This window comes from Candidatus Regiella endosymbiont of Tuberolachnus salignus (assembly GCF_964020115.1).
In the GTDB taxonomy this organism is placed as follows: domain Bacteria; phylum Pseudomonadota; class Gammaproteobacteria; order Enterobacterales; family Enterobacteriaceae; genus Regiella; species Regiella insecticola.
The window spans coordinates 533,903-557,259 of sequence record NZ_OZ026542.1 but is presented as its reverse complement, the minus strand read 5'-3'; the positions used below and the strand labels follow the sequence as shown (position 1 = coordinate 557,259).

Below are 23,357 nucleotides of genomic sequence, written 5' to 3'. Positions count from 1 at the left end.
TCTCTGACGCTTGTTTGCACGTATACGCTTTTTACAGGACTCACTTTGCTGCGTCTTGTTTAAACTCCAGCGTAAATGTCAATGGCTTCTTTTTACTTTTCATTTTATACACCTCTGATTTGCAGTTTATTACAGCTCTTCAAAAGTGGCCGGAAACATTAGACCATTACAGCGCGCCAAAATATCGAGCGCATCCAAGGTCTTGACTCCCGCCCGCAGCAAGGCCGCCATATTGAGTAAAAAAGCCACCCCCTGAAAGTCTTTGTAGACTGACCAGGGTATCAGCCAGTCCAACCCTCGGCGACAGCGCCCGGTCAGATGGCTAAATGACCAGCTGATCCAGGCGGTGGCTAACATCAGCATCAACGACAACAAGATGCCGTGATCCACGACAAAATCAGCGGTCGTCCCCAACCACCAGATCCCCCCTTGCCAGGTTTCACGCGGCACCATTTTCGCCAGTTGCGGGATAAAATGCTGGCTGACCAACACCATTATTCCCACCACCGTGCCAATGAGCGCCATCGGGTAGCCCAGGGTGCTTAATACGGAGGATTTCATTTCATCGATGCCTTGTACCACCGTCATCGCCCGCCGTAACGCCTCAGGCACCCGCCCTTCCATCACCCCGGCGCTGATAATGGCCGCTTCCTGACAGGGTACCCACCGCTTCAGGGCGACATCCAGCGAGTGTGTCAGCGCTAATGATAAAAGACCGTAAATTGCTAATTTAATTTGTCCACTCAAGCCAGAATGCAGTTTCCTTTGTGGTGACAAAGCCATGAGGGAAATAAGCATGCTAAGAAGAGAGGACCACTACATGATAAAACAACGCCATCAACAGGGGGCATTTATTGTTGATATTGCCCATCAGATAGGGTGTTCAGAAAAAACGGTGAGACGGCACATTAGCTATCCTGCGCCGCCAACAGCAAAACGCGGTAAAAAACAGGTTGCTAAACTCGAGCCCTTTAAAGACTACATCGATTCAAGGTTGAGTGAACAGGTTTGGAATGCGGCGGTTATTTTTGAGGAAATCCGTGAAAAAGGCTACCGGGGTGGGAGTGCGATGCTCCGACGTTATATACATCCCAAACGTCCGCTCAGGGCCTCGAAAAACACGGTACGCTTTGAAACCCTCCCCGGTTATCAACTTCAACACGATTGGGGAGAAATCATCGTTGAGGTGGCAGGCTCTGCCTGTACGGTTAATTTTGCCGTTAATACGCTCGGTTTTTCGCGTCGCTTTCATGTCTTTGCTGCCCCTAAGCAAGATGCTGAGCACACGTATGAATCGCTGGTTCGCAGCTTCAATTACTTCGGTGGCAGCGTAAAAAATGTCTTGGTAGATAACCAAAAAGCCGCTGTTATCAAACATGGACAAAATGGCCACATCGAGTTCAATGCGGGCTTCCTGCAACTGGCTAATCACTATGGGTTTAGCCCTCGCGCCTGTAAGCCTTATCGACCGCAAACGAAAGGCAAAACCGAACGGATGGTGGGCTATGTTAAACACAATTTTTTCACTCGCTACCGTCAGTTTGAGAGTTTCGCTCATGTTAATCAACTGCTAGCGATGTGGCTGGCGAAAGTGGCAGACCAGCGTCATCTTCGTCAATTCAAGCAGACACCGGAAAATCGTTTTGCTGAGGAAAAAATAGCCTTGATGCCACTCCCTGCGACTGATTTCGATACCAGCTACTTCGACCTACGACAAGTGGCATGGGACAGCTATATCGATGTCAGAGGTAATCGCTATAGCGTGCCTTCATTCTGGTGTGGTCGTGCGGTTAATATTCGTATCGGTTTAGATAATACGCTACGTATTTACGGCGATGAGCAACTGCTCGCGACGCATCTCTTGCAGGAGGTAACGCAGGGCTGGCAAAAGGTGCCAGAACATCATCAAGCCCTTTGGCAACAGGTCAATCGAGTAGCGTCTCGTTCGCTCAGTGTGTATGAGGAGCTACTCTGATGGAAATGGAAAACTTGTTGATACGGTTAAAAATGGATTACCTGGGCGATGCGTTGGAGAGTTTATGTGAAGAAGCCACCAAGAAAGCACTGAACTACCGTGAATTTCTCCAGCAGGCATTAGCCCAGGAATGGAACGGGCGTCACCAAAAAGGCTTGGAATCGCGGTTAAAACAAGCACGTTTGCCGTGGATAAAAACCTTGGAGCAATTTGACTTTACTTTCCAACCAAGTATAGACAGGAAAATTATCCGCGAGCTGGCGGGGCTGAGGTTTGTCGAACATCATGAAAACGTCATTTTGTTAGGCCCACCTGGGGTAGGGAAAACGCATTTGGCGATAGCGCTGGCTGTCAAGGCAGCTACAGCTGGGCATCGGGTATTGTTTATGCCTCTGGATAGACTCTGCTGTACCTTAATGAAGGCAAAGCAAGAAAACCGTCTGGAACGCCAACTTCAGCAACTGTGCTATGCCAGGGTATTAATACTGGATGAAATCGGGTATTTACCGATGAATCGCGAAGAAGCTAGCCTATTTTTCAGGTTATTGAGCCGTCGTTATGAAAAGGCGAGCATCATTCTCACATCAAATAAAAGTTTTACTGATTGGGGGGACGTATTCGGTGATCACATTTTAGCAACTGCGATTTTAGACAGGCTTTTACATCATTCAACCACATTGAATATTAAAGGAGAAAGCTATCGACTCAAAAATAAACGCAAAGCAGGCATGTTGCCTATAAAAACGACTGATATTATCCAGGCGCCTGGAATAGAAACCCAACAGGAAAATTAGCAAAAACTGGACATTTTAAAGTAGCAAAAAGTGGTCAATCTAAAGTAGCGTTGACAAAATAGCAAGTGGTGCAAAAACAGCAAGACCTGTTCTTGATGAAATCATGAGAAATTTAAGAGAAGAAGACACCTTGGTTGTATGGAAGTTGGATCGCTTAGGCAGAAATTTGGCGCACCTGATTCATCTCGCGACCCAGCTTCTCGAAAAAAAAGTGGGCTTAATCAGCTTAAATGATCCGATTGATACCACTACCGCGCAGGGCCGATTGATTTTTGGTATTTTCGCCTCATTGGCTGAATTTGAACGTGAACTTATTAGAGAGCGTACGCAGGCGGGATTAAAGTCAGCACGCGCGCGTGGGCGAAAGGGGGGACGACCTAAAGGAATGACCCCAACGGCAATAGAAAAAGCGGCTATCGCTGAAGCACTTTATAAAAATGGGACTATCCCTGTTAAAAAAATTGCTGAACAATTAGCGATTTCAAAAACGACGTTGTATTTGTACTTACGCTCCAGAGGGGTTGTTATTGGTGAAAAAACAGAGCAGGTTGTTATACGTTGAGCATTATTAGATTGCATTGGGATAAATTTAATTTTTAATTCATAGTGTTAACTCAGAACGAACACTTTTGGGGGTTCCTCCAGTGCGCTGGGCAAAGCTGCACTGTTCCTGCAGGTGGAAGTCCTGCCGTAGAAGGTTAGCTAGATCACTACGTAGCGAGTCTTGCGCTACCAGAGGTAACGAAGGTGGTGAAGCGTAGACAGTGAAACATTCGAGCCGAAATCAACAGATGAACGCGATAACTCCGAAATCCCCGAGTGGTGCTGTGCCGATGGCCTTGGAGGGTCAGCAGGCCAAGGTTTCTCGATGGTTACACTAGCGAAATCCATCATGAAACACACACCGGAGTCGCAGGCGTCGGCGAGTTTGTAGAGAACAGTGTGGAACCCCGGAGATCCAGAAGGTTCTCAATGGAATGAGTATTTTAAGCACAAGTGCCAAACACGAGGCTTAAAAGAAGGCCTTCTGGAAGTCGGAGCCAGCCATAGTAGCGAAGAAGCGAGTAATGATCGTGGAGCGAAGGGCGGGCAGATAGATCGCGCGTAAGAGGGAAACAATGACCGTACTCAGCAACGACGGAACAACATGGTTAACTAAACTTGAGCGCATAGGTGAGAGAGCAGCATGTGATAAACAGCTCGTGTTCAACAACTTAGGACATTTGCTAAACAACAACATGCTGTGTGGACAATTCTATCGGCTAGATGGGAATAAAGCCGTAGGGATTGATCGCGTGACAAAGGCGGCATACGGAGAAAACCTCGACGAGAATGTTATGAATCTCGTCAAGCGGATACGCAAGGGGACATACCAACCCAAGCCAGCCAGAATAACGGAGATCCCAAAAGAAGACGGCAGTAAACGGCCATTAGCGATTTCCTGTGTGGAAGATAAGCTGGTACAGCGTGCTGTCAGCGATATTTTGAGCAGGATATACGAACCGCTATTTCTGCCCTGTTCTTACGGTTTTCGCCCGAAATTAAATTGTCATGATGCATTAAAGGCGCTACAACAACAAACCTTCCGTAACTGGAACGGGGCTATTGTAGAAATCGATATCCGTAAGTATTTCAACAGAATACCTCATAGGGAATTAATGGAATTACTGCGGAGAAAGATATCAGATAGGCGCTTCCTAAGATTGATCGAGGTGCTGATAACTGCGCCAGTAATAGCAGGTAAACAATTATCCAGCAACGAGCAAGGCTGTCCGCAAGGGTCAATTCTGTCGCCCATTCTTGCCAATATATACCTACACCATGTGCTCGATAAATGGTTTGATGAAATCAGCCGTTCATCTCTTCCTGGACGTGTGGAGATGGTGAGATATGCTGACGACATGATATTTACCTTTCAGATTCAAAGAGAAGCGGAACGCTTCTACAGAGTCTTGCCGAAACGATTGAATAAATATGGTTTGGCACTGCATGATGATAAATCGCAACTATTACCTGCGGGGCATATTGCAGCGCTAAAAGCCAGCCAGTCCGGAGAACGTCTACCGACGTTCAACTTTCTGGGATTTACCTGCTATTGGGGGAAAACGCGAAAGGGATATTGGCGGCTGAAATTTACCAGTCGAAAAGACCGCTTTGCGGCCAAACTTAAAGGACTAAGAGACTTTCTCTGGAAGAATCTGACCTCAAATAAAAGGCAAACCCTGAATACCGTCATTAGCGTTGTCCGAGGCTGGGTAAACTATCACGGCATTTCGGACAATCAAAGACGGGTTGGCCAGTTTATACACCAGAGTCGCCGTATTATCTTCAGGTGGTTTAACCGCAAAGGTGGGCGACGTCGCCTGACATGGGAAAAGCTCGCTCTGATCCTGAAAATGCTGGGTTATCCAACAAAATGGAGAACCCGATCACTGTTTCAATCTCACTAAATAGGTGTGGGGACACTGATCTATCGGGAGCCGGATGCGGTAGTTCCGCAAGTCCGGTTCTGAGGAGGGTTCGGCTGGAGTGATCTAGCCGTTCTACTCACCCACGACCCCTAGAGTGATATTTTTTATATTACAGCCCATGACAGCTAAAATGGTGGGGGATAGACTTTGCCGTGCTAAGAAGACGATAGAAAATAACCTAAGGGTCATATATGATAAAGCAGGTGTCAGTTCTTTAAAAGATTTCAGAGAATGGTGTGGAACGATAGGTTTAGATCTATATATTCCCCCTGAATTTGTAAAACCCAGAGTACAGTCTCAATCTTTTTGAGTATTTCCGCTCATTCATACACATGAAAAACTAACTTTAGGCGTTTCGATGCATCTAACTTTCTCAGCACGCTCTTAGCCATCGTTGTGTTCCTGTTGGTGAAGCTACTTCTTAGTTACTACGATCTTTTCAACTAAGATGAAGTGACGAAATTTCCGGCGGTTCCCAAGCGTATGTCTATCACATCTATTTATTAATAATAAAACGTGATGCAGATCACAGATATTGATGGCTACTGAAGTTTAGTTGTGCCTGTCTTCGCTAAATAAAATTTAAATCCTCATAAACGCCCAGGCGTGACTTTAACGTTAAAGCTTTAGGTTGGTATGGATAATAAGCTTACGGCTCTTTCAGGTGCTTTAGAGAGAAGATTATCGCTGTATTGAATGGATATCTATCTTGTTAAGTTTCTTTATTTTTTGCAATTTAAAAGAATTTTTAGCAAAACAGGTTTGTTAGACTGGCAACGCTCGCCGCAAGAATGGCCTGAGCAGAGCGAAGGCGGTTCGAGGAAGCGGAATATCATCTGGTGCTGAATAGGAACTTGGTCACTCTTTAGTTGAATAATACTCGGATGAAAATTTTGAGTTATCCACAAGAACAAGTCAGTAGATTGCAGTTAAAAGGAGTTAAAGGAAAAAATCGATGTAACCGTTTGTTAAATGGTTTTTTTTACTACCAATGTGTAAATCCCAGTTGCTTTATGTTTACAAGCTAATTGTGGAAGTCGCACAACCCCTTGTATAACGCTTTCCTAAATCTTTCATTTCTAACAGAATCAGAGTAAATGACCTACTCTTAGCAGTTAACCAATGAACATTTCGGCGGGAACATGAAAACGTTCAGACAATGCTTTAATGTGATGGACGGTTAGAGCACGGCGACCATTCAGTATATTGCTCACATTAGATTTAGATCCCAATTCTGATTCAAGATCTGCGGCTTTCAAACTATATTGATCCATAATGGTTCGAAGTACCGCGATACTACCATCCGATACATTTTCTAGCAGGCAATTAAATTCTTTAAACTTTGGTGCTGTATTTTCATATTCGGTTATTTTTGCGGTAAGAGGCTCAAATAGTGGGTTCTCTAGATCGTTTTGGTCTACTAGATATTCTATTAGCTCAAGAGCTTTTTTATACTCAGCTTCGCTATGCCCGCCACTAAGTAAGGGGATAGATTTTGCCACTTTCGAGAAAGCATTGATTATTGTATCAAGGTGCATATTATGCTTCATCGTTGCTGTAGTCATTCTTTGTACTCCCGATAATATTTTGTCAGTTTATCGTATTCAGCATGAGTGGAAATGTGTTTAACAAAAATTTTGCGTAACCGAAAATCAATGTAAGTGATTAGTCTTAATGTATTACCTGATACATCAATTACCCACCACTTATTACGATAACGGAAATTATCCAGTGACGGAATTAGCTTCTTCATTTCATCTGGACTACTGAATTGTCCTTTTTCGAGAGATCTCAACAAATCAGCAAGAGCTATAGCACAATTTGGAAATTTTCCAGCGGCTTCATTAAACGGTTGTCTGCTGATAACGTGCAATATTATTGTCTCCAAAATCTTTTTGTTTTCATCTTAAAAAGATTGTAATGCACTCCTATAAAGTTTTCAATTTGAAAACTTAAATTCAGTATATTTTTCGACGTTTACATTATCTGTCTTTGTGTTCATCTATTTTTCATCTAGATATGAAATCCTTACAGGTTTCAACGGTCAAATTTTTATAAGTGGCAAAATCGCTTTCATTGTTCGTAACGAGTGTAACTCCCAGCGCAATTGCATGTACGCCGATAAGTTTGTTGAGGTGATCTGATTTTCTCTCTCGGGTGGCAGCATCGAACAAACATACTTCGAAAAATTCAATTAACGCATCGAGATTCTGGCGCTCTCGTTGTGGATTTGAGTAAACTGATAGGCCAAACTCCAATTCAACAAATGTGATGGCAGAAATGACTACATGACTAGCTCAAATTTAAAAGCCTCATAAACGCTCAGGAGTGATTTTAACGTTGAAGCCTTAGGTTGGTATGGATAATAAGTTTACGGCTCTTATAGGCGCCTTAGAGAGAAGATTATCGCTGCATTGAATGGATATCTATCCTGTTAAGTTTTTTTATTTTTGCAATTTAAAAAAATTTCTAGCAAAACGAGTTTGTTAGATTGGTAACGCTCGCCGCAAGAATGGCCTGAGCAGAGCGAAGGCGGTTCGAGGAAGCGGAATATCATCTGGTGCTGAATAGGAACTTGGTCACTCTTTAGTTGAATAATACTCGGATGAAAATTTTGAGTTATCCACAAGAACAAGTCAGTAGATTGCAGTTAAAAGATTAGTTATGTATGAGTTAAAAGAAGTTAAAGGGAAAAAAATCGATTTAACCTTTTGTTAAATAGTTGTTTTTTTTACTGTCGATGTGTAAATCCCAGTTTTTTATGTGTAAATCCCACTACTTCATGTGTAAATCCCACTACTTCATGTGTAAATCCCACTACTTTATGTGTAAATCCCATTATTGAATGTAATCTTCAAAATGTTCTTACTGATAAATCCCAGAAAAAACACGTGTAAATAGCGAGCCAGCCAGGTGCTTCTAACACCTGGCTGGCTCTAACCCATAACCCTAGCGTAGATAGGATTCAGGCTATGGCCGATTATAATGGCAAATCGAGAGTAAACAACTTGAAAACGTTAAGACCCCGTAAACATCAGCAGATTGATTTTTTCATTGCTGATGAAGTTGATATCGTCACCTTCCGTGATGAACTGGCGAGTATGGAACATCCATTTTTTGCCCTGAAAGGTGGTATACAAGGGTGAGAGAATACAAAAATAAAAATGTTACCGTAACGGTGCGGCCTGCTGTTGAAATTGGCATAGCGACCATTTTTGATAAAGATGTTTGGATTTACACGATTTCTAAATTGCAGGAAGCAATCAATAACAACCAGCCCATTAGCCGCACAGTCTGTTTCACCCCTTATGATTACTTTATTACGACAAATAGAGAGATAGGGGGACGAACCTATAAGGAGCTGGAAAAAGCTTTAGACAGACTGCGGGGTACATCTATCACAACCAATATTTACCATTCACAGGATAAACAGGAATCAAGGGGATTTGGTTTGATTGATAGTTGGCGAATGGTGGAAGAAAAAAAAGGTAAGTTGGATATAGGGATGGTTGAAGTGACGTTACCCAATTGGCTCTATCAGGCTGTCACCAACACCAAAGTGTTGCAAATCAGTCCAGACTATTTTCGCATTCGTAAAGCGATAGACCGCCGCCTGTATGAAATTTCTCGAAAACATTGCGGTAAACAGCATGAGTGGGTGATTTCGTTGGAATTGCTGCATTTAAAAACTGGGAGCACGGCAAGTAAAGCGGAGTTTAAACGATCAATAAAAAATTTAGTTAAAACTAATGAATTACCGGATTATGAAATAGCTTATGAAGCGGAAAAAGATTATGTGATTTTTACCAATCGTAATCAAGACAGTGAAGCGGCACAAAAATCAAAACTGCGGGAAGGAGGAAAAAAAGCGATTTATGGACTGAAAAAGAAATATGGTTTTTAATAAAATAATAAAATAAAAAAATAGGAGAATTGAAAAGTGGCGAAGGTCTATCAATTTCCCCAAGGTAAAAATCGTCAGATGATGAAAAAAATGTTCAGGATTACCAAAAGAAAAATGCTTTTTAAACAGATTTTTTCTTTAATGGGAAGGTTTTTTTTCTGGTTATTTATTTGGTCTCGCCGGATAGTGGCGAGCGTGCTGCATATGTCCGTTTATTTTAGTTTATCTCTCCTTCATGTACTCCGCTATTTTCTATTTTTGTTAGGCGGGTTTTATTGCCTGATCCATTACAACCAAATCCACGGTTGGTATACGGTCAATGACTACAGTGTTGTTATCGTAGCAATTTGTATTATTACTTCTCTGGTCGCAGAGGGTCTGGTGTCCTGGTTAGACAATGCGTCACCTTTTCACCGACTTCTATTTGTACGAAAAAATGGATACGTAGAGACAGAAGGAGAAAGATAAAAAATCATATGGTGCCTCGTGCACTTGTTTACATTTTCGATGAATTAATACAATGAAAAACATAATGGTTTTTTGTTGAAAAAACCTGCAATCCTTAGTTTAATGGTGTATCTGTGATAAAAAGTAAAAATGGTAACGCGTTGATATTTCATTGACTTAAAAATGATTAAATTAATCGCATGACTAATGCGCAAAACAGGCACGTGAAGATATTGGTTTTCTATCCTAATTTATTACACTGATGTAACAGATTAAACACATGATGTAGGATAGGCAAGTTGACCCCATTTGACGTCACTTTGTTCCTAAATGTTTTCATCTTACCACGCTTCCGGAGGCTCTCGAAGTGAGTAAAGGACAAAGAAAAATTCAAATAAGAATCACAGATGATGATTTTCTAACACTGGAAAAAAAATCAACCTCTTTAGGATTAAAACCCGCTTCTTTATTGAAAAAGATAGCGGTATCTATTATTAACGGCAATGCCGTATCCGATAAGATAAAACCGTATTATTCTACCTGTTACAATAAAAAATTGAGTACAAAATTAAATGATGAACTGAGTGAAGCGCTAAAAAAAGAAGCAGCAAAAAATGGTTGGTCTTTATCTAAAGAAATGCGGTTTCGTCTCGCTTCTTCTTTGGTGGATGACCCCTCATTTTATCCCGATGAAGTGAAGGAGCTTAGAGCAGCCAGAAATGCCATTGATGTGTTAGGGCGAAACTTACATTATATTATTGTACAAAAACAAATGTTAACCATCAATGATAAGAATTTTCATGATGATGTAAAACGTCTTACTTTACTGATTGAACAGTTAAAAAATAGCCTTGAAGACCTGACAACATTTAGTATCAATCGTAAAAATTTTAGATCGAGAGGGAAGGTGGATGGAGATAAAGAAAGATAAGGAGTGGCGGATCAGGAAGGACAGAAGCGCCAGAGCCTCTAGGTCAACTCTTGCTTATAAATTTAAACAAAGTAAAGGAACATTCTCTATTCAGAGTAAATCAAGTAAAGCGATAAGGAATTATGCTAGTAAAGAAGTGATGGTGAAAATAACAGCAGGGGCGAAAACGGCAAGAGGGATAAAGAATACCATTGACTACATTAGTCGTGGATCGGAGTTGACCTTGCAAGATGATTTGGGTAAAGACTATCAAAGTAAGAAAGATAATGCTGAATTGTACGACTATATGACCACAAAATCAGATAAGCTGCGTCTCGATGGTTATGAGTTAAAATTAACTCATAACATGATGTTCTCGTCTCCTAAAATAGCGAGTGTTTCCAGTGATGTTATGCTTGATACTGTTAGAAAAACATTAAAGGAAAAATACCCGGATAATCGATTTTTTTTAGCGTATCATCAAGATATGAAAAATCCCCATGTTTATGCCGTATTACGGATCCCTGATAATCAGGGAGAAAGAATTAATATCAGAAAAAACGATTTGCGTGAAATGAGAACGCATTTTGCTGCGAAGTTACAAGCATTGGGGTATGACGTTAAAGCAACACATAAACAGGATTTTTCTTTGAAAAATTTAATTAAAAGTGAGCCTGATAACCTGAGAAACCGGTATGAGGTGGTTGATTTTGGGAAAACCAATTATCAATTTGATATCAAAAATAAAGAAGTGCCATTTATCAAGTATCGGACGTTGAAAAGTCAGAAAGAGGTCACTATTTGGGGTAAAGAGCTACAGCAAGAAATGATTCGTGAGCGCATTATGAAAGGAAGTTTGATTAAAATAAAAAAGGGAGGGGTCACTAAAGTAAAAGTCCCTATTTTTAGCGAGGAGGGTTCAATTTTAGGTTATAAGGAAGCGAAAAAAAATCAATGGAAATTAGAAAATTTAGAGATAACTGGTATTGATAGAAATGTTATACGGGAAAAAGAAGAGATACTTTTTGATACTAACCGTCAAAGCACGCAGCTAAACAAGAAGAGGGAATTTACGAAAAATAAGGCTGTTATTTTAAAGAATGCGATCAATCAGGATGAAGAAAAACGGCGATTTGGCTTAGGTTTTAGCTTTGGTAAGCGATGAAAATTTAATCTTGTATTCAATGGTCTGTAGCAGAGTAGTGTGTGTTAGTATACGCTATACGTATAACGTATTTGGAGGTATCATGCATAAGAAAATGACGATCACTTTAGATGAAGAGGTATACGAAGGATTGTATAGGACGATTGGGAGAGGTCGGATGAGTCAATTTATTGAAGGCTTAGTCCGGCCTCTCGTATTGGATACGGTATTAGATGATGGCTACAAGGCAATGGCCGCAGATAAAGGCCGTGAAGCTGAGGCACAAGAGTGGTGTAACGCTCTCGTAAAGGACATGGTCGATGAAAAGAGGTGAAGTTTGGTGGGTAGAATTCGATCCAGCTTTGGGTAGCGAAATTCGTAAAACTCGCCCTGCGATTGTTGTCAGTAATAATGCTGCCAACCGGCATTTAACAAGAGTTGTCGTCGTGCCAATGACCAGTAACATTGACCGCCAGTATCCTGGTGAAGCCTTAGTGACAGTAAAAGGAAAACTTGGAAAAGTTATGGTTGATCAAATTATGGCAGCAGACAAAGTCCGATTAAAAAATCAGATAGGTAGCTTGTCAAAATCAGATGTACTTTTGGTAGAAGAAGCTATTAAAGTACATTTAGGATTGGCAAAATAAATATCCATAATATATTTATTGAATATATTATGGATATCTGTTGAGGTTCACAGTCCAGTGGACGAAAATGGGCTCCGTTTGGGAAACGGAAAATATTGTACTATAAGGGCTTCCCCGTTGATTAGTGCTCTAATTTCATGCGCTAAGTGATAAATGTAATAACCTGCCCTTAAAAGCGTAATTACGATTTAACGTATTTACTGATAAGTAGCTCCCTTACCTCATCAGCAATTTTTGTACCGCGCATGGCACATTCAGCTTTGATCGCACGATGTAGGCTTTCTGTGACATCAATAGTAAGCCGTTTCATTTTTTCTTTTTCGGGTAATTCTCTGTTTTTAACCCACTCGTCTGATTTGTCTGGTAAGATTTTTGTTGATGGGCGGATTCCAAAAGAAATTTTTTTTCCAGTCATTGCGTAAACTCCTTAATTTCATTAACCAGATTATCGATTTCTTTTGCAGCAGGCCCTTGAGCATCCATCTCATAAACAGCACAGCCTTTCGCCGCTGCTTCAGCAAAGATTACCCGCTGAGTGACACAACCTCGTAATACAGGAGTATTATACTCTGACAATGCCTCACCGACATCACGTCCAATGGCTGTATTTGCGATTTTACGATTAACCACAAATGCAGATTTCAGTTTTTCTTTATAAATCCGCGCTTCATTTATAAGGGTAACTACTTCCTCCGCTGCCCATACATCATAGGGGCTTGGCTGTACCGGAATTAGCACAAGATCGGCTGCCATAATGGCAGAGCGAGCCAGATCAGTTACTCGAGGGGGGCCATCAATAATAACGTAGTCAAAACCTTTGCTGATTTCTGCTACTTCCTTATGAATAGTTTTTCTAGGCAACCCAATGACAGTAAATAATGGTTTATCTTCTCTTGCTGTAGCCCAATTTAGTGAACTACCTTGAGGATCGGCATCAATAAGCAGTACACGATTGTCCATGCGTGTAAGACTTGCTGAAATATTGACACTTAGTGTTGTCTTGCCCACGCCTCCTTTTTGATTCAAAACAGAAATTATCATTTGGCGACTCCTTGTGTGCGGAAGATATAAAAAAATACAGAATTCAGTATATACGATAAAACACTTTTACTCTTATGTGTTTGTACGATTTTACGATTATTTTTAATTACTGCATTAAGGCTTTGACGCTGAGTAGTACTGAAAAACACTATAAGTCAGCACTGGCCTGCTTTTTTATTTGGAGAGCATAAAAAAGTGTGGGGCAATCATCCAAATCATTCCCCATTGACGATAAAATCACTGACATTATTTTAATGCATCTCAAGATACTCTTGATCTACTTCAAACACAGTTTCATGGTGAGCTAAAAGAGTTATTCAGATCTAAAAATCGATGAAAGCACTGGATTAGTGGGATAGGATTGCCCCACACTTTTTTATGCTCTCCGTTTTATGGGGTATTGATGGTAATTTTGATTTCTCAGTGAAAATGGCTGGAGAGATATTTAGAACAACAGACCATTGTGGCTCAATAAAAATTGAGCATGAAGATGTAAATCCAATGTTTGTTTATTACTCTCTGCATGCTATAAGAGAAGAGAATAGACTTGATCGTGAATTAAGAGCAAATCTAAAGAATATTCAAAAATTTAATATTAGATTTCCTATTAAAGTTGATGAAAATAAAAAACCTGTAATTGTAACCTTGAAGAATAAAAAAACTGGCAAAATGGAAGAATTCAATGTATTAGATTCTGAATTGCAGCAGAAAATAGTTGAATATTACACGGAGTTTGAAGAAGTGAAGGCTGAGATTTATCGTTCTGCTCTGCATATTAATGGCTTGGAAATGGAAACTATTAAAGATTGATTATTATTAGTCTGGCCGAGTACCTAGACACACTCGGCCAGACTAGAGTAGTCTTGGCAGGAATTATAATCGGGTCAGAAGTTTAAATTTATGCATTCTGGTATGGGGTCAAAAATGAGGTCTTTTTTGTAAATAAAAGTAATTTAATCATTCTATATCAAGGAATTAACTTGCTTTTGTGAGTCCGGCCTTCGCACCACTCAATAGCAGAATAGTAAAATAGTAAAATAGAGCTTTGTCGAAAATTTCATAAAAAGTTAATGGCGTCAGGTAGTTAGGCTGATAACGAATAAAACGGTTTCTAGGTTGGCATCTCTCTTGCCTTTTTCTAGCTGTCTTTTTTTTAAGCATCCGATTTTTTATCCCACCGACTACAATACCTTTTATTTTGCTTAAAGCGCCAGACAACTCCAAGCAACGTTCATGAAAACGCCCGGAGCGGGTGATTGGATGCAACTAATGGTTGATAGGGACTCGGCGCGCGGGAAGCCGAGTGATTCAGTGATGGCAATCTTTCCGTCGATTGAAAAGACGCCATTGCGGCGGTGAGTTGATCAACACGGCCTAATTGATCGTCTTTGGCTTGTATAGTGTCTATGCCACGCTCTCCAAATCTTGCTCGGCTGATACCGCTGGACACATTAAATAGCTGGAGTTGACCTTGTTGGTCCACTATCAGCTGCCAGCCATTATCAGCGGGGCTTAATGCTGTCTGTGTGGCGATCTCTTTAAGCAATACACTTAAAGCTTGTGGAGAGGATCCCGCGATTTGTAGCTTCATTCCACGTTGAGCAGTGGCCTCAATATTATCGATCTGTAAGCCAGAGCCTGATTGAGTATCATAAAGCACCCATGCGTGACCACTGTGTTGTAATGACAAGCCCGTTTCATTCACAGAATCAAGCCAAATAACGGCATCATTCGCCTGATCATCGATCACGATCTGCGAGTAATGACGCAGGAGTGTGTCGCTGAGCCGATAGCGCTGCTGGGCAGCTGAGCGATTTTGGATAATTAGGCTGTGACCCCCCTCTACTTGTGGCAGCCCAATTTCACCTGACGCACTGCCCTTACTCACCTCTAGCAGCAAATTGCCTTGCTCTAAGTGGATAAAATCATAATTTCCTATTTGAGTGGTGTTGTTATCCTGTACTGACCAAAGCACACCCGTCGTCTGGTCATGGATATATCGGGCGGTTTGCCCAGCAACCTGCCCCACGTCGTTGAGAATATGCAGGGCGTTAAGTGCCGGGGCGCGGAGAATTTTTTGCTCTTTACTGAGGTACCACGCGGGGGCCTGGTCGGCTCTGGCCAATAATCTGGTGACCGGAGACAGCTGATAATCGCGTCTCATCGCTTCCATTATCGCGCTGATTTCGGTATCTTGGCGCCCATTGATCTGCAAGGTGGCCACCGTCGGTTTATCCTGAAGCCGAGCATTTATCGGTAATATTACTGTAGCACCATCAGCCGTTTCCAAGCGAAGCGTATCGTCCACTCGCACTGCACCAGTATATTTATGGATTGAAGGCAGCATCGTTGCATTTTCTGCCGGTGTTAAGGGCACTAATTGTTCATTTAACGTCAACACGGCGTCGGAGACAGGCTGACGATATAATCTTTGGCTATCCATATCAAAAAGCCATGCTTGACGTGAGTCATGCGTTAATCCGAGATAATGTAGTCTATGCTTCGCGTCAACATTCGAGCCGCTCTGTACTACCCGGCCAGCCACGCTGTCGTACCATGCTATCACGGGGTAGCCAGCGCTGTCTTGTATGCCTGGTAGTAATAGGTTGTTCAATTTGTGCGGAGTAGAACCGCTTAACTGTTCCAATCGTGCCATTAACTCTTGCCGATGAAGGTGCAGCCACTCTGGCATCAATCCCGCTAATTGTGCACTACCTTGATTGTTAAGCAACCACAGCACGCCCTCATCAGTGAGGGCAAAAGCCTGCTGATTTTGTTTGAAGACGGATTTAATATTGTCTATATCCACCAAGGTCGCTGGCGTGCCCGAGAGCCCATTATTTTCTTGAAAATAGAGATGGTGGGCTGATTGACTATAAAAATAGTAGCCAGAGTTATCTGTAGGGGTCACGAAAGCCAGCTCGATATCCTGTAACATTACCGGTAAATTAGCGATGACGGCGGCTTGCAATCCCTGTTCGCCGACGAATAACCAGCAGCGTTGCTCCCGGTTATTCTGCTTGCCAGAAACACTTACCACTGGGCCGATTACACCTTTAATCTGATGCTCAGTGGTGATGAATTTTTCTGATGGCGCGAACCACCCATGGTCAGCCAGTTGAGCGGATAGCTGCTCAAGACTTTGTTGGCTCATATTTTCCAATGGTGCATTACTTGCAACCTCGAGCAGTTTCAGCGCGGTGGCTTCAACCCGATAGGTGTACTTTATGTGGTAGTCACCTTTTGGCTGCTCAATCGCCAAGTAAAGCTGACCATTACTGTCCTGCCACATGCGACTCTTGAGCTGATTTCCCTGACTTTTTTGATGTTGATCAAAGTTCATCGGCAAGTACTGCTGCACTATTTTTCCATCGGCGATATTCACTTGCCAAATATCGGTGCCGCGGTAAAACCACGCTTTATCACCTGACACCTTCGACAATTCAGCCGTACTGAGAAACTCACTGGCCTCGGGGTTATTGGTATAAATAAAGCGATCGTGGCTGACATCATAAAAAGCGCGGCCTACCTGATGTGTTGTCGATTCTGAAGCGGCGGGACGATAATGCTCTACCGGGATCAGTGATGTATTCGCCGTGCCATCTGAGTGATGCGTCAATAATTTGAGACGCTGATGTAAATCTTGCCAGTCAGCCATGTGACTCTCATCGATTTTCAGCAGTGTTTTTTTCTTGTTTGCCAAATCAATAACAAAGCAGGTATTGTTATTGTCTATCACCGAAATCATGCCTTTCAGTTGCGAGTCGAGAGTAATGCGTACGTCTCCAATCTGGAGATGATCGTCGTAGATATCGATATTAACCGCACCATCCTCAGCACCACGCAGTGCACGCGCATCCAGTCGCCAGCGGGTGGCCGGATTGTCTGACTGTAAAGAGAACGCACACCCTTTCTGCAGGCTAACACGGTATTCAGCGCCATCACCCATCAGCTGATAAGACAATGTCCCGTGAATGGCATCTGGCAACAGCGGCATAATAATATCGCGATCCTGGGCATCTAAAATAACTTTAATCGGCGTGCTGACAAATTCGGGGGTAATTTTATAAATAATTCGCTCGGAGGGGAAAGCATAAAAGTCATAGTCGAATCGCCCGTCTTTCTCTAACCGACGCAGAACATCAAAACCACGGTCATGGCGGCCAGTGCAAAAAGGCAGGAACATATAGTCATAACCGATGAATGATTTGGGTGTCATCGGTAAAATCAAGAAGCCGTTATCTGGCGTAAAGCTGACCTGGGCTATGGTATAGCCAATGCCTTCCCGGATATTGACCGCCTGCATTTTATCACTATTGTAGGATCGTCCTGGCCACCAGGCAAAATAATTACTTTCCCCTGAACCAACAGATAATTTAGGATCGTTGCGATAAAAATATTGGCTATCAAAGGTAAGCTGCTTATTTTTCAAATCCAAGGTTTGGATCACCGCACCAGGTATGGGCTCTAACAAAGAAGAGGTGCTACCGTTAGTCAATTTTTTTTCTACCCGACGGTAGCCCCCCTGTTTATAGGCCGCATCCAGGTCGGCAAAATAATTACCTACCGCCTCCGCTTTAGCGGCAACTTTACCAAAGGCTTCAGCTAATCCAGTAAAACCAATGCCTAAACCGGCCAGCGGTACCGCTAACGCTCCGGCGACCCCTCCCACGGTCGCCGCTCCGGCTACGCCGGCATCAGCGGCGATGCCCGAACCGATACCGACTGTACTGCTGGTAAAACCGGCTACATCAAAAGCTAACTGCGTGCCAAAAACCGCTTTTTGTGCAGCATTTTGTGCATGCGCCAGTTCAGTACCGTCAAGTACCACACTGCCCAAATTTAACACTATCCCCACTCCACTGCTAATCTTGCCCAGCGATGACACCCCACTGCTTACAGCTTTACGTTCACTGACCACGGCCTGATACAGCTTGGAGATTTTGGCCATATCTTCTAGCGCGCCATGCGCCATTTGCGTCAACCCCACATAAGTGTGCAATTGCAAGGCGGTATTCAGTGTACTCGGCATGGCATCACCGGCGACAGCAGTACGGCTTTTGTTAGCAAACCAAGGGATCAGCGTTTTGACGATAATCCCGGCATTCAGGCCATCAATCGCCTCAACATGAGTGAAATCTGCAGACGAGGCGTCTTTCTCTTTGCTCGCTTGATATTGCTGACTGACGCTGGCCAATTCTCTATCATAATGCTTAATGAAATCGATGATCCTGGAGTCATTGAAAGTAAGTTTACGGGTTTGATTGCCGGTTTGACTTACCACCTCTATCGAATAGCTTTTCGGGCTTGCCGCTAATGATTTTCTGTTCCTATCCCTTTCTGTTAGGCTACTCAATACTGGCAACCATTTATCGGCCTGCAAATGGTTACTACGATATAGATTTGTCATCGCTTGTTGAAAATTTTCTGCCAACTCAATAGAGTTCAGTAACTCATTTTTTTCATTTAATATATTGGTATTATAGTCTTGTCCTAGTACCTTTCCTTGCTTATCCCAGCGTAGAACCACCTTATCTGTGCTAATTTTACGCTGCCAGTTGCCTTGATGATCCTCGGTGATTTTTTCGCCATACTGATTCACATCTACCCGCACGTGGCGAGCACCAATATCGGCACGGATCCCCTGTTGACTGAGCGCCGTGCCGAATTGGTAGGCATAACCGCGTTGGTTATCCTGATCGGTCAAGGAACAGCCAACCAAACTGACGTAGGTCGGATCCAGATCCTGGCTCAGGCCAGCATGATTGATACGCAAAGCAGCACTTAATTGCTTGATGTTCACAGCCAACTCACTCGCCGTACGCCCACCCAGTGTCTGGTGATTACGCTCACCTTCACCACCCCGACCATGACCCACCACTTGCCAGCGCAGCTTGCCTTGCAGCCGGGAGGGGTCGCCATATACCACTCGAGGGTGGCTCTTTGCATCAAGCTGCACGATGACGGAGAGCTTAGGGTGTTTACCCGCCAGCCCTTGCGCAGCAGCCAATACTTGCACATCATCTTCCAATTGCAGAATTATTTGGCCAGCAAAGTCCATCGTGCCACCGTCTTGCTGGATGGTCATATCAGGTATGACCCATTCGTTGACAGGCCGTTGATTGACTTCCGGCACCGCGGAACTTAACCCCATCTCGTCGCGGAGAGAAAGGGAAACCTCATTTAAGCGTTCACGTTGCAATTGGTATAGATACTGTTTATCAGCGTATTTATCCAACATCAGCATTTCAACTAACTGTTCCTGTCCATCGGCATTGGCTGCCTGAACCACCTGCTTTACTAAATCGATCACGGCCTTCACCTGAGGGTGAGCGGCGGATAAATCGATTAATTGTTGATAGGTATAGCCTAGGTGCAATGATTGCGTGGCTTCATTGAGGAAGGCATTAACTAACATACCGGATGCCTGCGCCTGTAACAGCAAAGCCTGAAGTGGATGATATTGCTCACCGAGTGAGATATGGAAAGTCGGCTCAAAGCTGAGATTATCCACTGTTGGGCCGTTAAAACCTTGCAGGGATCGGCAGTAGGAATCATTTTTTAGCTTACTGAGCATAGACTCTGTAAAAAGTGATCTTATATCGGAATCTTGTGCGGCTATTTTCAGGTAAAAAAAGGCCCCTAATTCTGGTTGATTTTTCATCCATTCTTGTAATCGATTAGTCAAATCATGCTCCGCGGAAAGGAAGAAATATTTAAAGAGCGCATTATTAATGCTTTTATCCAACCCTAAAAATACCTTATAAGCGGGTAAATCACGCGTAACACCGCCTAAAACTCCGATATCATGACTTAAGCGCATAGCCGCAGCTATACGATTTTCAGGGGTAGCCGATTCATCTTTTACTGTATCAAGAAATTTCATTGAATCTTCTAATATCCCCGTTTCATCAGCAGCCGTTCTCGGCCACAGCTGTCTCTGCAGTGATATTGCGGCAGGTATTTCATTTTTCGACATCAGATCACAAAATAGAACCAATCGAATCATTTCCTCATCTTTCCGCTGGATGGCCGTTGTTAATAATTGGTTTAGCATCCGTAACCGGATTATGAATTGAGAACCATCACGATAATGCATTCCCATTCCTATTTTTCTTTTCGTGATATCCAGTAGAGCACGCTTAACATCGATAGATAAACGGGGTATTTCATTAAGCATCCGATAAAGATCCGGGTCATTTTGAGCTTGAAACCCCGCGGCATAAGTGTTGATATACTGCAACGCACCTTCACTACCCATTTTTTCTAACCATTGGCCAACCTGACGGGGAAGGACTTTATGTAACAAAATAGCTGCTGGGATGGAAGATAACTGTTTTGCAGAAAGCGTTGAAATAAAAGAGATAAATCGATTAACAGTATATTTACATTTAACGAACCACTCATGATGTGCTTTAGCGAAGTCAAATGCTTGTGAAGCATCAAACTTAGCAAAAAATGTCTCTAACTGATCTTGGCTCATCCGCTGCAAATAAAAAACGTCGGTTTTAAGGAGAGTGTCTATGGAAAGAGGCAGAAGGTAATCGAGCAATGGGTTAACATTAAGTCGATTGAACCAAATGACGTGGGATTGAGCATAATCCATCCTCAACTTAAGAGACCCCATACGCTGGAAAAAAAGAGTCAGTTCTGGATCCGTTATCCGATATAACAAATCGGGAGGATTTTCCGTCAATGATTCGCCAGAAAGCTGCAAAATATGCGGTAGCAATGGATTATCCGGGAAATCAGACAATAACCACTTGAAGAATTCCACATTCTTTTGGGCGTATTGCAACGCTTTTTCAGAGCCTAATTTGGCAATAAAAGTGTCCAAATCGGCGCGATACATGTTTTTCAAAAAAGTTGAAGGCACGTTAACCAGCTGGTCGCTGGGCAGCTGTAACGAAAAGGCGACCAAGGGATTGGGATGAAGATCTTCAAACCAATCAGCATAATGCTCGATATAGCGAGTGATCGTGTTAATATTAGCCATCTTAGTAAAAAAATTGACTAATTCATGGTCACTTATCCAACCCAATAACCTGGGATTAATCTCCGCTAATTGGTCGCCAGAAAACGTTAAGATATAAGGCAACAATGGATTCCGCCGTTGATTTTCCAGCAGATTTTCGAACCATAGTTCGTGTGATTCACAGTACGTTATCACCCGTTTTAATTCGCCCATCCCCTCAAAAAATTGTTGCAAATGGGAGTAGGTCATGAGACGCAAAAAATCGGGCAGGATGTCTGTCCGTTCATCCCCTTTCAGACGCAAAATAGCCGGTGTGAGAAAATTAGTTTTTAATAATACCTCACCGCTGTTTTTAAACCACTCTTTATGTGTTTTTACATAGCGCAGCAGCTGATCGCCCCCCCCCAGTTTGGCGGTGAAAGCGTGCAGCTGGCTTCCATTCATCCGGTACAATAACCTAGAATCAATCTGGGCCAATTGATCATCGGGTAAGGCGAGGAGAGTGGCGATTAAAGGATTGTGGTCTAATTTAGAGAACCCATCGGGATGAGCCTTGGCATAAGTAATGCCGTTATCATAACCCAGCTTTGCAAACAAGGCTGTCATCTGTGCCGAGTTTGCTGCCTGTAATTGCTCAGGCTTAATCCGCTGAAAGAAGGCCTTAAAGTCGTCGTTAGCGGGTGCTTGCTCAAGCAGGCGGATAAGTTGGCCAGATGCCATCTGATCGAAAGAGATAGGCTCAGGAAAATCCTGAATACGGGGCTCACTGGTAATTGTTGCTGAAGGGATGTTGGGATCTTTCTTTTCCAACCAAAAGAGATCACCGATCTGCTGTAATTTATTATTTTTACCCTCTTCCTCAGTGAGCGTTGGTATTGCCCAGTTGATGGGCCAGCTGCTGCCTAACGGTATCTCGTTAGCGAGTTTTTTGGCTATCGCCACCTGCAGTAGAGTAGGATCCTGCCGTATCTGCCAACTTACATCGTCGTCATCAAACGATATCACCGCATTCATAACGTTTCCGTAGATCGCTTCTTGCGAATCTATCGCATCGGTTACCAGTTTATGGTCATTTGTATTCTCGCCGACAATTTCACGCAAATTATTTTGATATTTTTCCGCCAAGTGTGCGGTAATGCTATAGGGCGTCAACGCCTCATGTAGGGTTTTCTCAATGGCCGCATGATCGGTAGTACTCACGGAAATATTGTCTACATACTGATCAGGTTGATGAGGAATATTTAATAGCTCACTAAACAGATTCATATACATTGCGACAACGTGCACACTATTGTTTTCGCTAAAATTTTCTAGAAAATCATACTGTTGGTTGATACTTTCACGGTTATCCCATACATACTGGGTGATAGCTAGCTCAGCCAGTTGCTGTTTGACCACTTGCATTCTTTCTGATAGCGTCCCGACGTTCCCACTCAGCTGGAGCCTCGTCTTGACAATGTATGAACAAGCACCATCAGAGCACTGCAAAATATTGGTTGCCAGCTCACGCAGGGATGTAATTTTGTTCTCCTTGCTAGTTTCTTTGCCCTCTAGAAGCTGGGCAATCTTCTCCACGGCTTGTTTTGCCTGGTAGTAAAGATGACTATCATGATCGAGGGTATTGCTTTTAAATATCTTTTCTTTAAATGAAATAAACTGTTCTTTTGCGGCAACATCAGTCCCATCATTTACCGAATAGACAATGTTATTTTCATCCGAAAAAGCAATCAGTTGATCGATAGCCCGCTCATATTGCTCTTTAAATAGCCCATAATCTGTCGATTTTTTAAACGCCGTTACTTCACTTTGATTTTTTTTCTGATAATAGACTGCATCAATCTTTACCTTAGTGGAAGTCGAAGCCACCGGCTCTTCATTATGATTTGGCATCACAGTTATCCTAAATTTTAATAATATTAAAAAATATATTTAAACTATGTATGTTTTTTTGATTTTTGCAAATACAGGGTCAATAATTGAGAGCTTATTATTCAGAATAACGATTTTATCACGCCTTATTATTGTATGGCATAGGTGGTATAAATTGAT

At 42.6% G+C, this 23,357-nt stretch carries 16 protein-coding genes and 1 pseudogene; 11 read left to right on the top strand and 6 right to left on the bottom strand.

All coding sequences use genetic code 11. The features are described from left to right. Nucleotides 1-129 precede the first annotated feature (129 nt). Nucleotides 130-798: a hypothetical protein gene (locus AACL30_RS02875; protein WP_339057751.1), complete on the bottom strand. Its 669-nt coding sequence runs from the start codon at nt 796-798 to the stop codon at nt 130-132. On the opposite strand from AACL30_RS02875, the gene istA reads away from it, so the two are divergent. The 4 genes and pseudogenes from istA to ltrA all read left to right on the top strand — a co-directional run bounded on the left by istA (nt 797) and on the right by ltrA (nt 5,219). After that, the gene (gene istA / locus AACL30_RS02870) at nt 797-1,975 is read left to right on the top strand and encodes an IS21 family transposase (RefSeq protein WP_339056344.1); all 1,179 of its coding nucleotides are present in this window, start codon (nt 797-799) and stop codon (nt 1,973-1,975) included. The two genes, AACL30_RS02875 and istA, sit on opposite strands and share 2 nt — an antisense overlap. Next, nucleotides 1,972-2,769: an IS21-like element helper ATPase IstB gene (gene istB, locus AACL30_RS02865; protein WP_339058365.1), complete on the top strand. Its 798-nt coding sequence runs from the start codon at nt 1,972-1,974 to the stop codon at nt 2,767-2,769. Before istA ends, istB begins: the two co-directional genes overlap by 4 nt. A 58-nt stretch (nt 2,770-2,827) precedes the next feature. Then, a pseudogene (locus AACL30_RS02860) lies at nt 2,828-3,301 on the top strand (recombinase family protein); the annotation flags it as partial. 586 nt (nt 3,302-3,887) lie between these two features. Beyond that, complete coding sequence (ltrA, locus tag AACL30_RS02855) at nt 3,888-5,219, top strand: group II intron reverse transcriptase/maturase (RefSeq protein ID WP_339057662.1); 1,332 nt, start codon at nt 3,888-3,890, stop codon at nt 5,217-5,219. Nucleotides 5,220-6,355: 1,136 nt separating this feature from the next. Here ltrA and AACL30_RS02850 read toward each other — a convergent pair. Both AACL30_RS02850 and AACL30_RS02845 read right to left on the bottom strand, forming a co-directional pair. Further along, entirely contained in the window at nt 6,356-6,805 is a 450-nt protein-coding gene (locus tag AACL30_RS02850) for a helix-turn-helix domain-containing protein (protein WP_422389567.1), read from the bottom strand. Continuing rightward, a complete protein-coding gene (locus tag AACL30_RS02845; RefSeq protein ID WP_339057750.1) occupies nt 6,802-7,113 on the bottom strand; it encodes a type II toxin-antitoxin system HigB family toxin in 312 nt (103 codons plus the stop codon). The genes AACL30_RS02850 and AACL30_RS02845 overlap by 4 nt, the downstream gene beginning before the upstream one ends. Before the next feature lie 1,099 nt (nt 7,114-8,212). Between AACL30_RS02845 and AACL30_RS02840 the strand changes: the two genes are divergently transcribed. From AACL30_RS02840 to AACL30_RS02815, 6 genes are all read left to right on the top strand, one after another. Then, complete coding sequence (locus AACL30_RS02840; protein WP_339057749.1) at nt 8,213-8,386, top strand: hypothetical protein; 174 nt, start codon at nt 8,213-8,215, stop codon at nt 8,384-8,386. Next, nucleotides 8,383-9,144 carry a replication initiator protein A gene (locus tag AACL30_RS02835; RefSeq protein WP_339057748.1) on the top strand — a complete coding sequence of 254 codons (762 nt, stop codon included), beginning with the start codon at nt 8,383-8,385 and terminating at the stop codon, nt 9,142-9,144. The genes AACL30_RS02840 and AACL30_RS02835 overlap by 4 nt, the downstream gene beginning before the upstream one ends. 814 nt (nt 9,145-9,958) lie before the next feature. After that, the gene (gene ddp1, locus AACL30_RS02830) at nt 9,959-10,522 is read left to right on the top strand and encodes a DNA distortion polypeptide 1 (RefSeq protein WP_339057747.1); all 564 of its coding nucleotides are present in this window, start codon (nt 9,959-9,961) and stop codon (nt 10,520-10,522) included. Next, nucleotides 10,503-11,666 carry a MobP1 family relaxase gene (mobP1, locus tag AACL30_RS02825; protein ID WP_339057746.1) on the top strand — a complete coding sequence of 388 codons (1,164 nt, stop codon included), beginning with the start codon at nt 10,503-10,505 and terminating at the stop codon, nt 11,664-11,666. The genes ddp1 and mobP1 overlap by 20 nt, the downstream gene beginning before the upstream one ends. Nucleotides 11,667-11,748: 82 nt before the next feature. Then, nucleotides 11,749-11,979 carry an addiction module antitoxin gene (locus AACL30_RS02820; protein WP_339057745.1) on the top strand — a complete coding sequence of 77 codons (231 nt, stop codon included), beginning with the start codon at nt 11,749-11,751 and terminating at the stop codon, nt 11,977-11,979. Then, nucleotides 11,966-12,292, top strand: a complete 327-nt coding sequence (locus tag AACL30_RS02815; RefSeq protein WP_176488728.1) for a type II toxin-antitoxin system PemK/MazF family toxin — start codon at nt 11,966-11,968, stop codon at nt 12,290-12,292. Before AACL30_RS02820 ends, AACL30_RS02815 begins: the two co-directional genes overlap by 14 nt. Nucleotides 12,293-12,473: 181 nt before the next feature. Here AACL30_RS02815 and AACL30_RS02810 read toward each other — a convergent pair whose 3' ends face one another. Both AACL30_RS02810 and parA read right to left on the bottom strand, forming a co-directional pair. Next, entirely contained in the window at nt 12,474-12,707 is a 234-nt protein-coding gene (locus AACL30_RS02810; RefSeq protein WP_176488727.1) for a plasmid partition protein ParG, read from the bottom strand. Further along, nucleotides 12,704-13,333 (bottom strand): ParA family partition ATPase, encoded by a 630-nt coding sequence (gene parA / locus AACL30_RS02805; protein ID WP_339057744.1) that lies wholly within the window; start codon nt 13,331-13,333, stop codon nt 12,704-12,706. Before parA ends, AACL30_RS02810 begins: the two co-directional genes overlap by 4 nt. A 423-nt stretch (nt 13,334-13,756) precedes the next feature. On the opposite strand from parA, the gene AACL30_RS02800 reads away from it, so the two are divergent. Beyond that, nucleotides 13,757-14,143: a hypothetical protein gene (locus AACL30_RS02800; protein ID WP_339057743.1), complete on the top strand. Its 387-nt coding sequence runs from the start codon at nt 13,757-13,759 to the stop codon at nt 14,141-14,143. 421 nt (nt 14,144-14,564) lie between these two features. Here AACL30_RS02800 and AACL30_RS02795 read toward each other — a convergent pair whose 3' ends face one another. Further along, on the bottom strand, nt 14,565-23,198 hold the full coding sequence (locus AACL30_RS02795; RefSeq protein WP_339057742.1) for a TcdA/TcdB pore-forming domain-containing protein: 8,634 nt from the start codon (nt 23,196-23,198) through the stop codon (nt 14,565-14,567). Nucleotides 23,199-23,357: the final 159 nt, after the last annotated feature.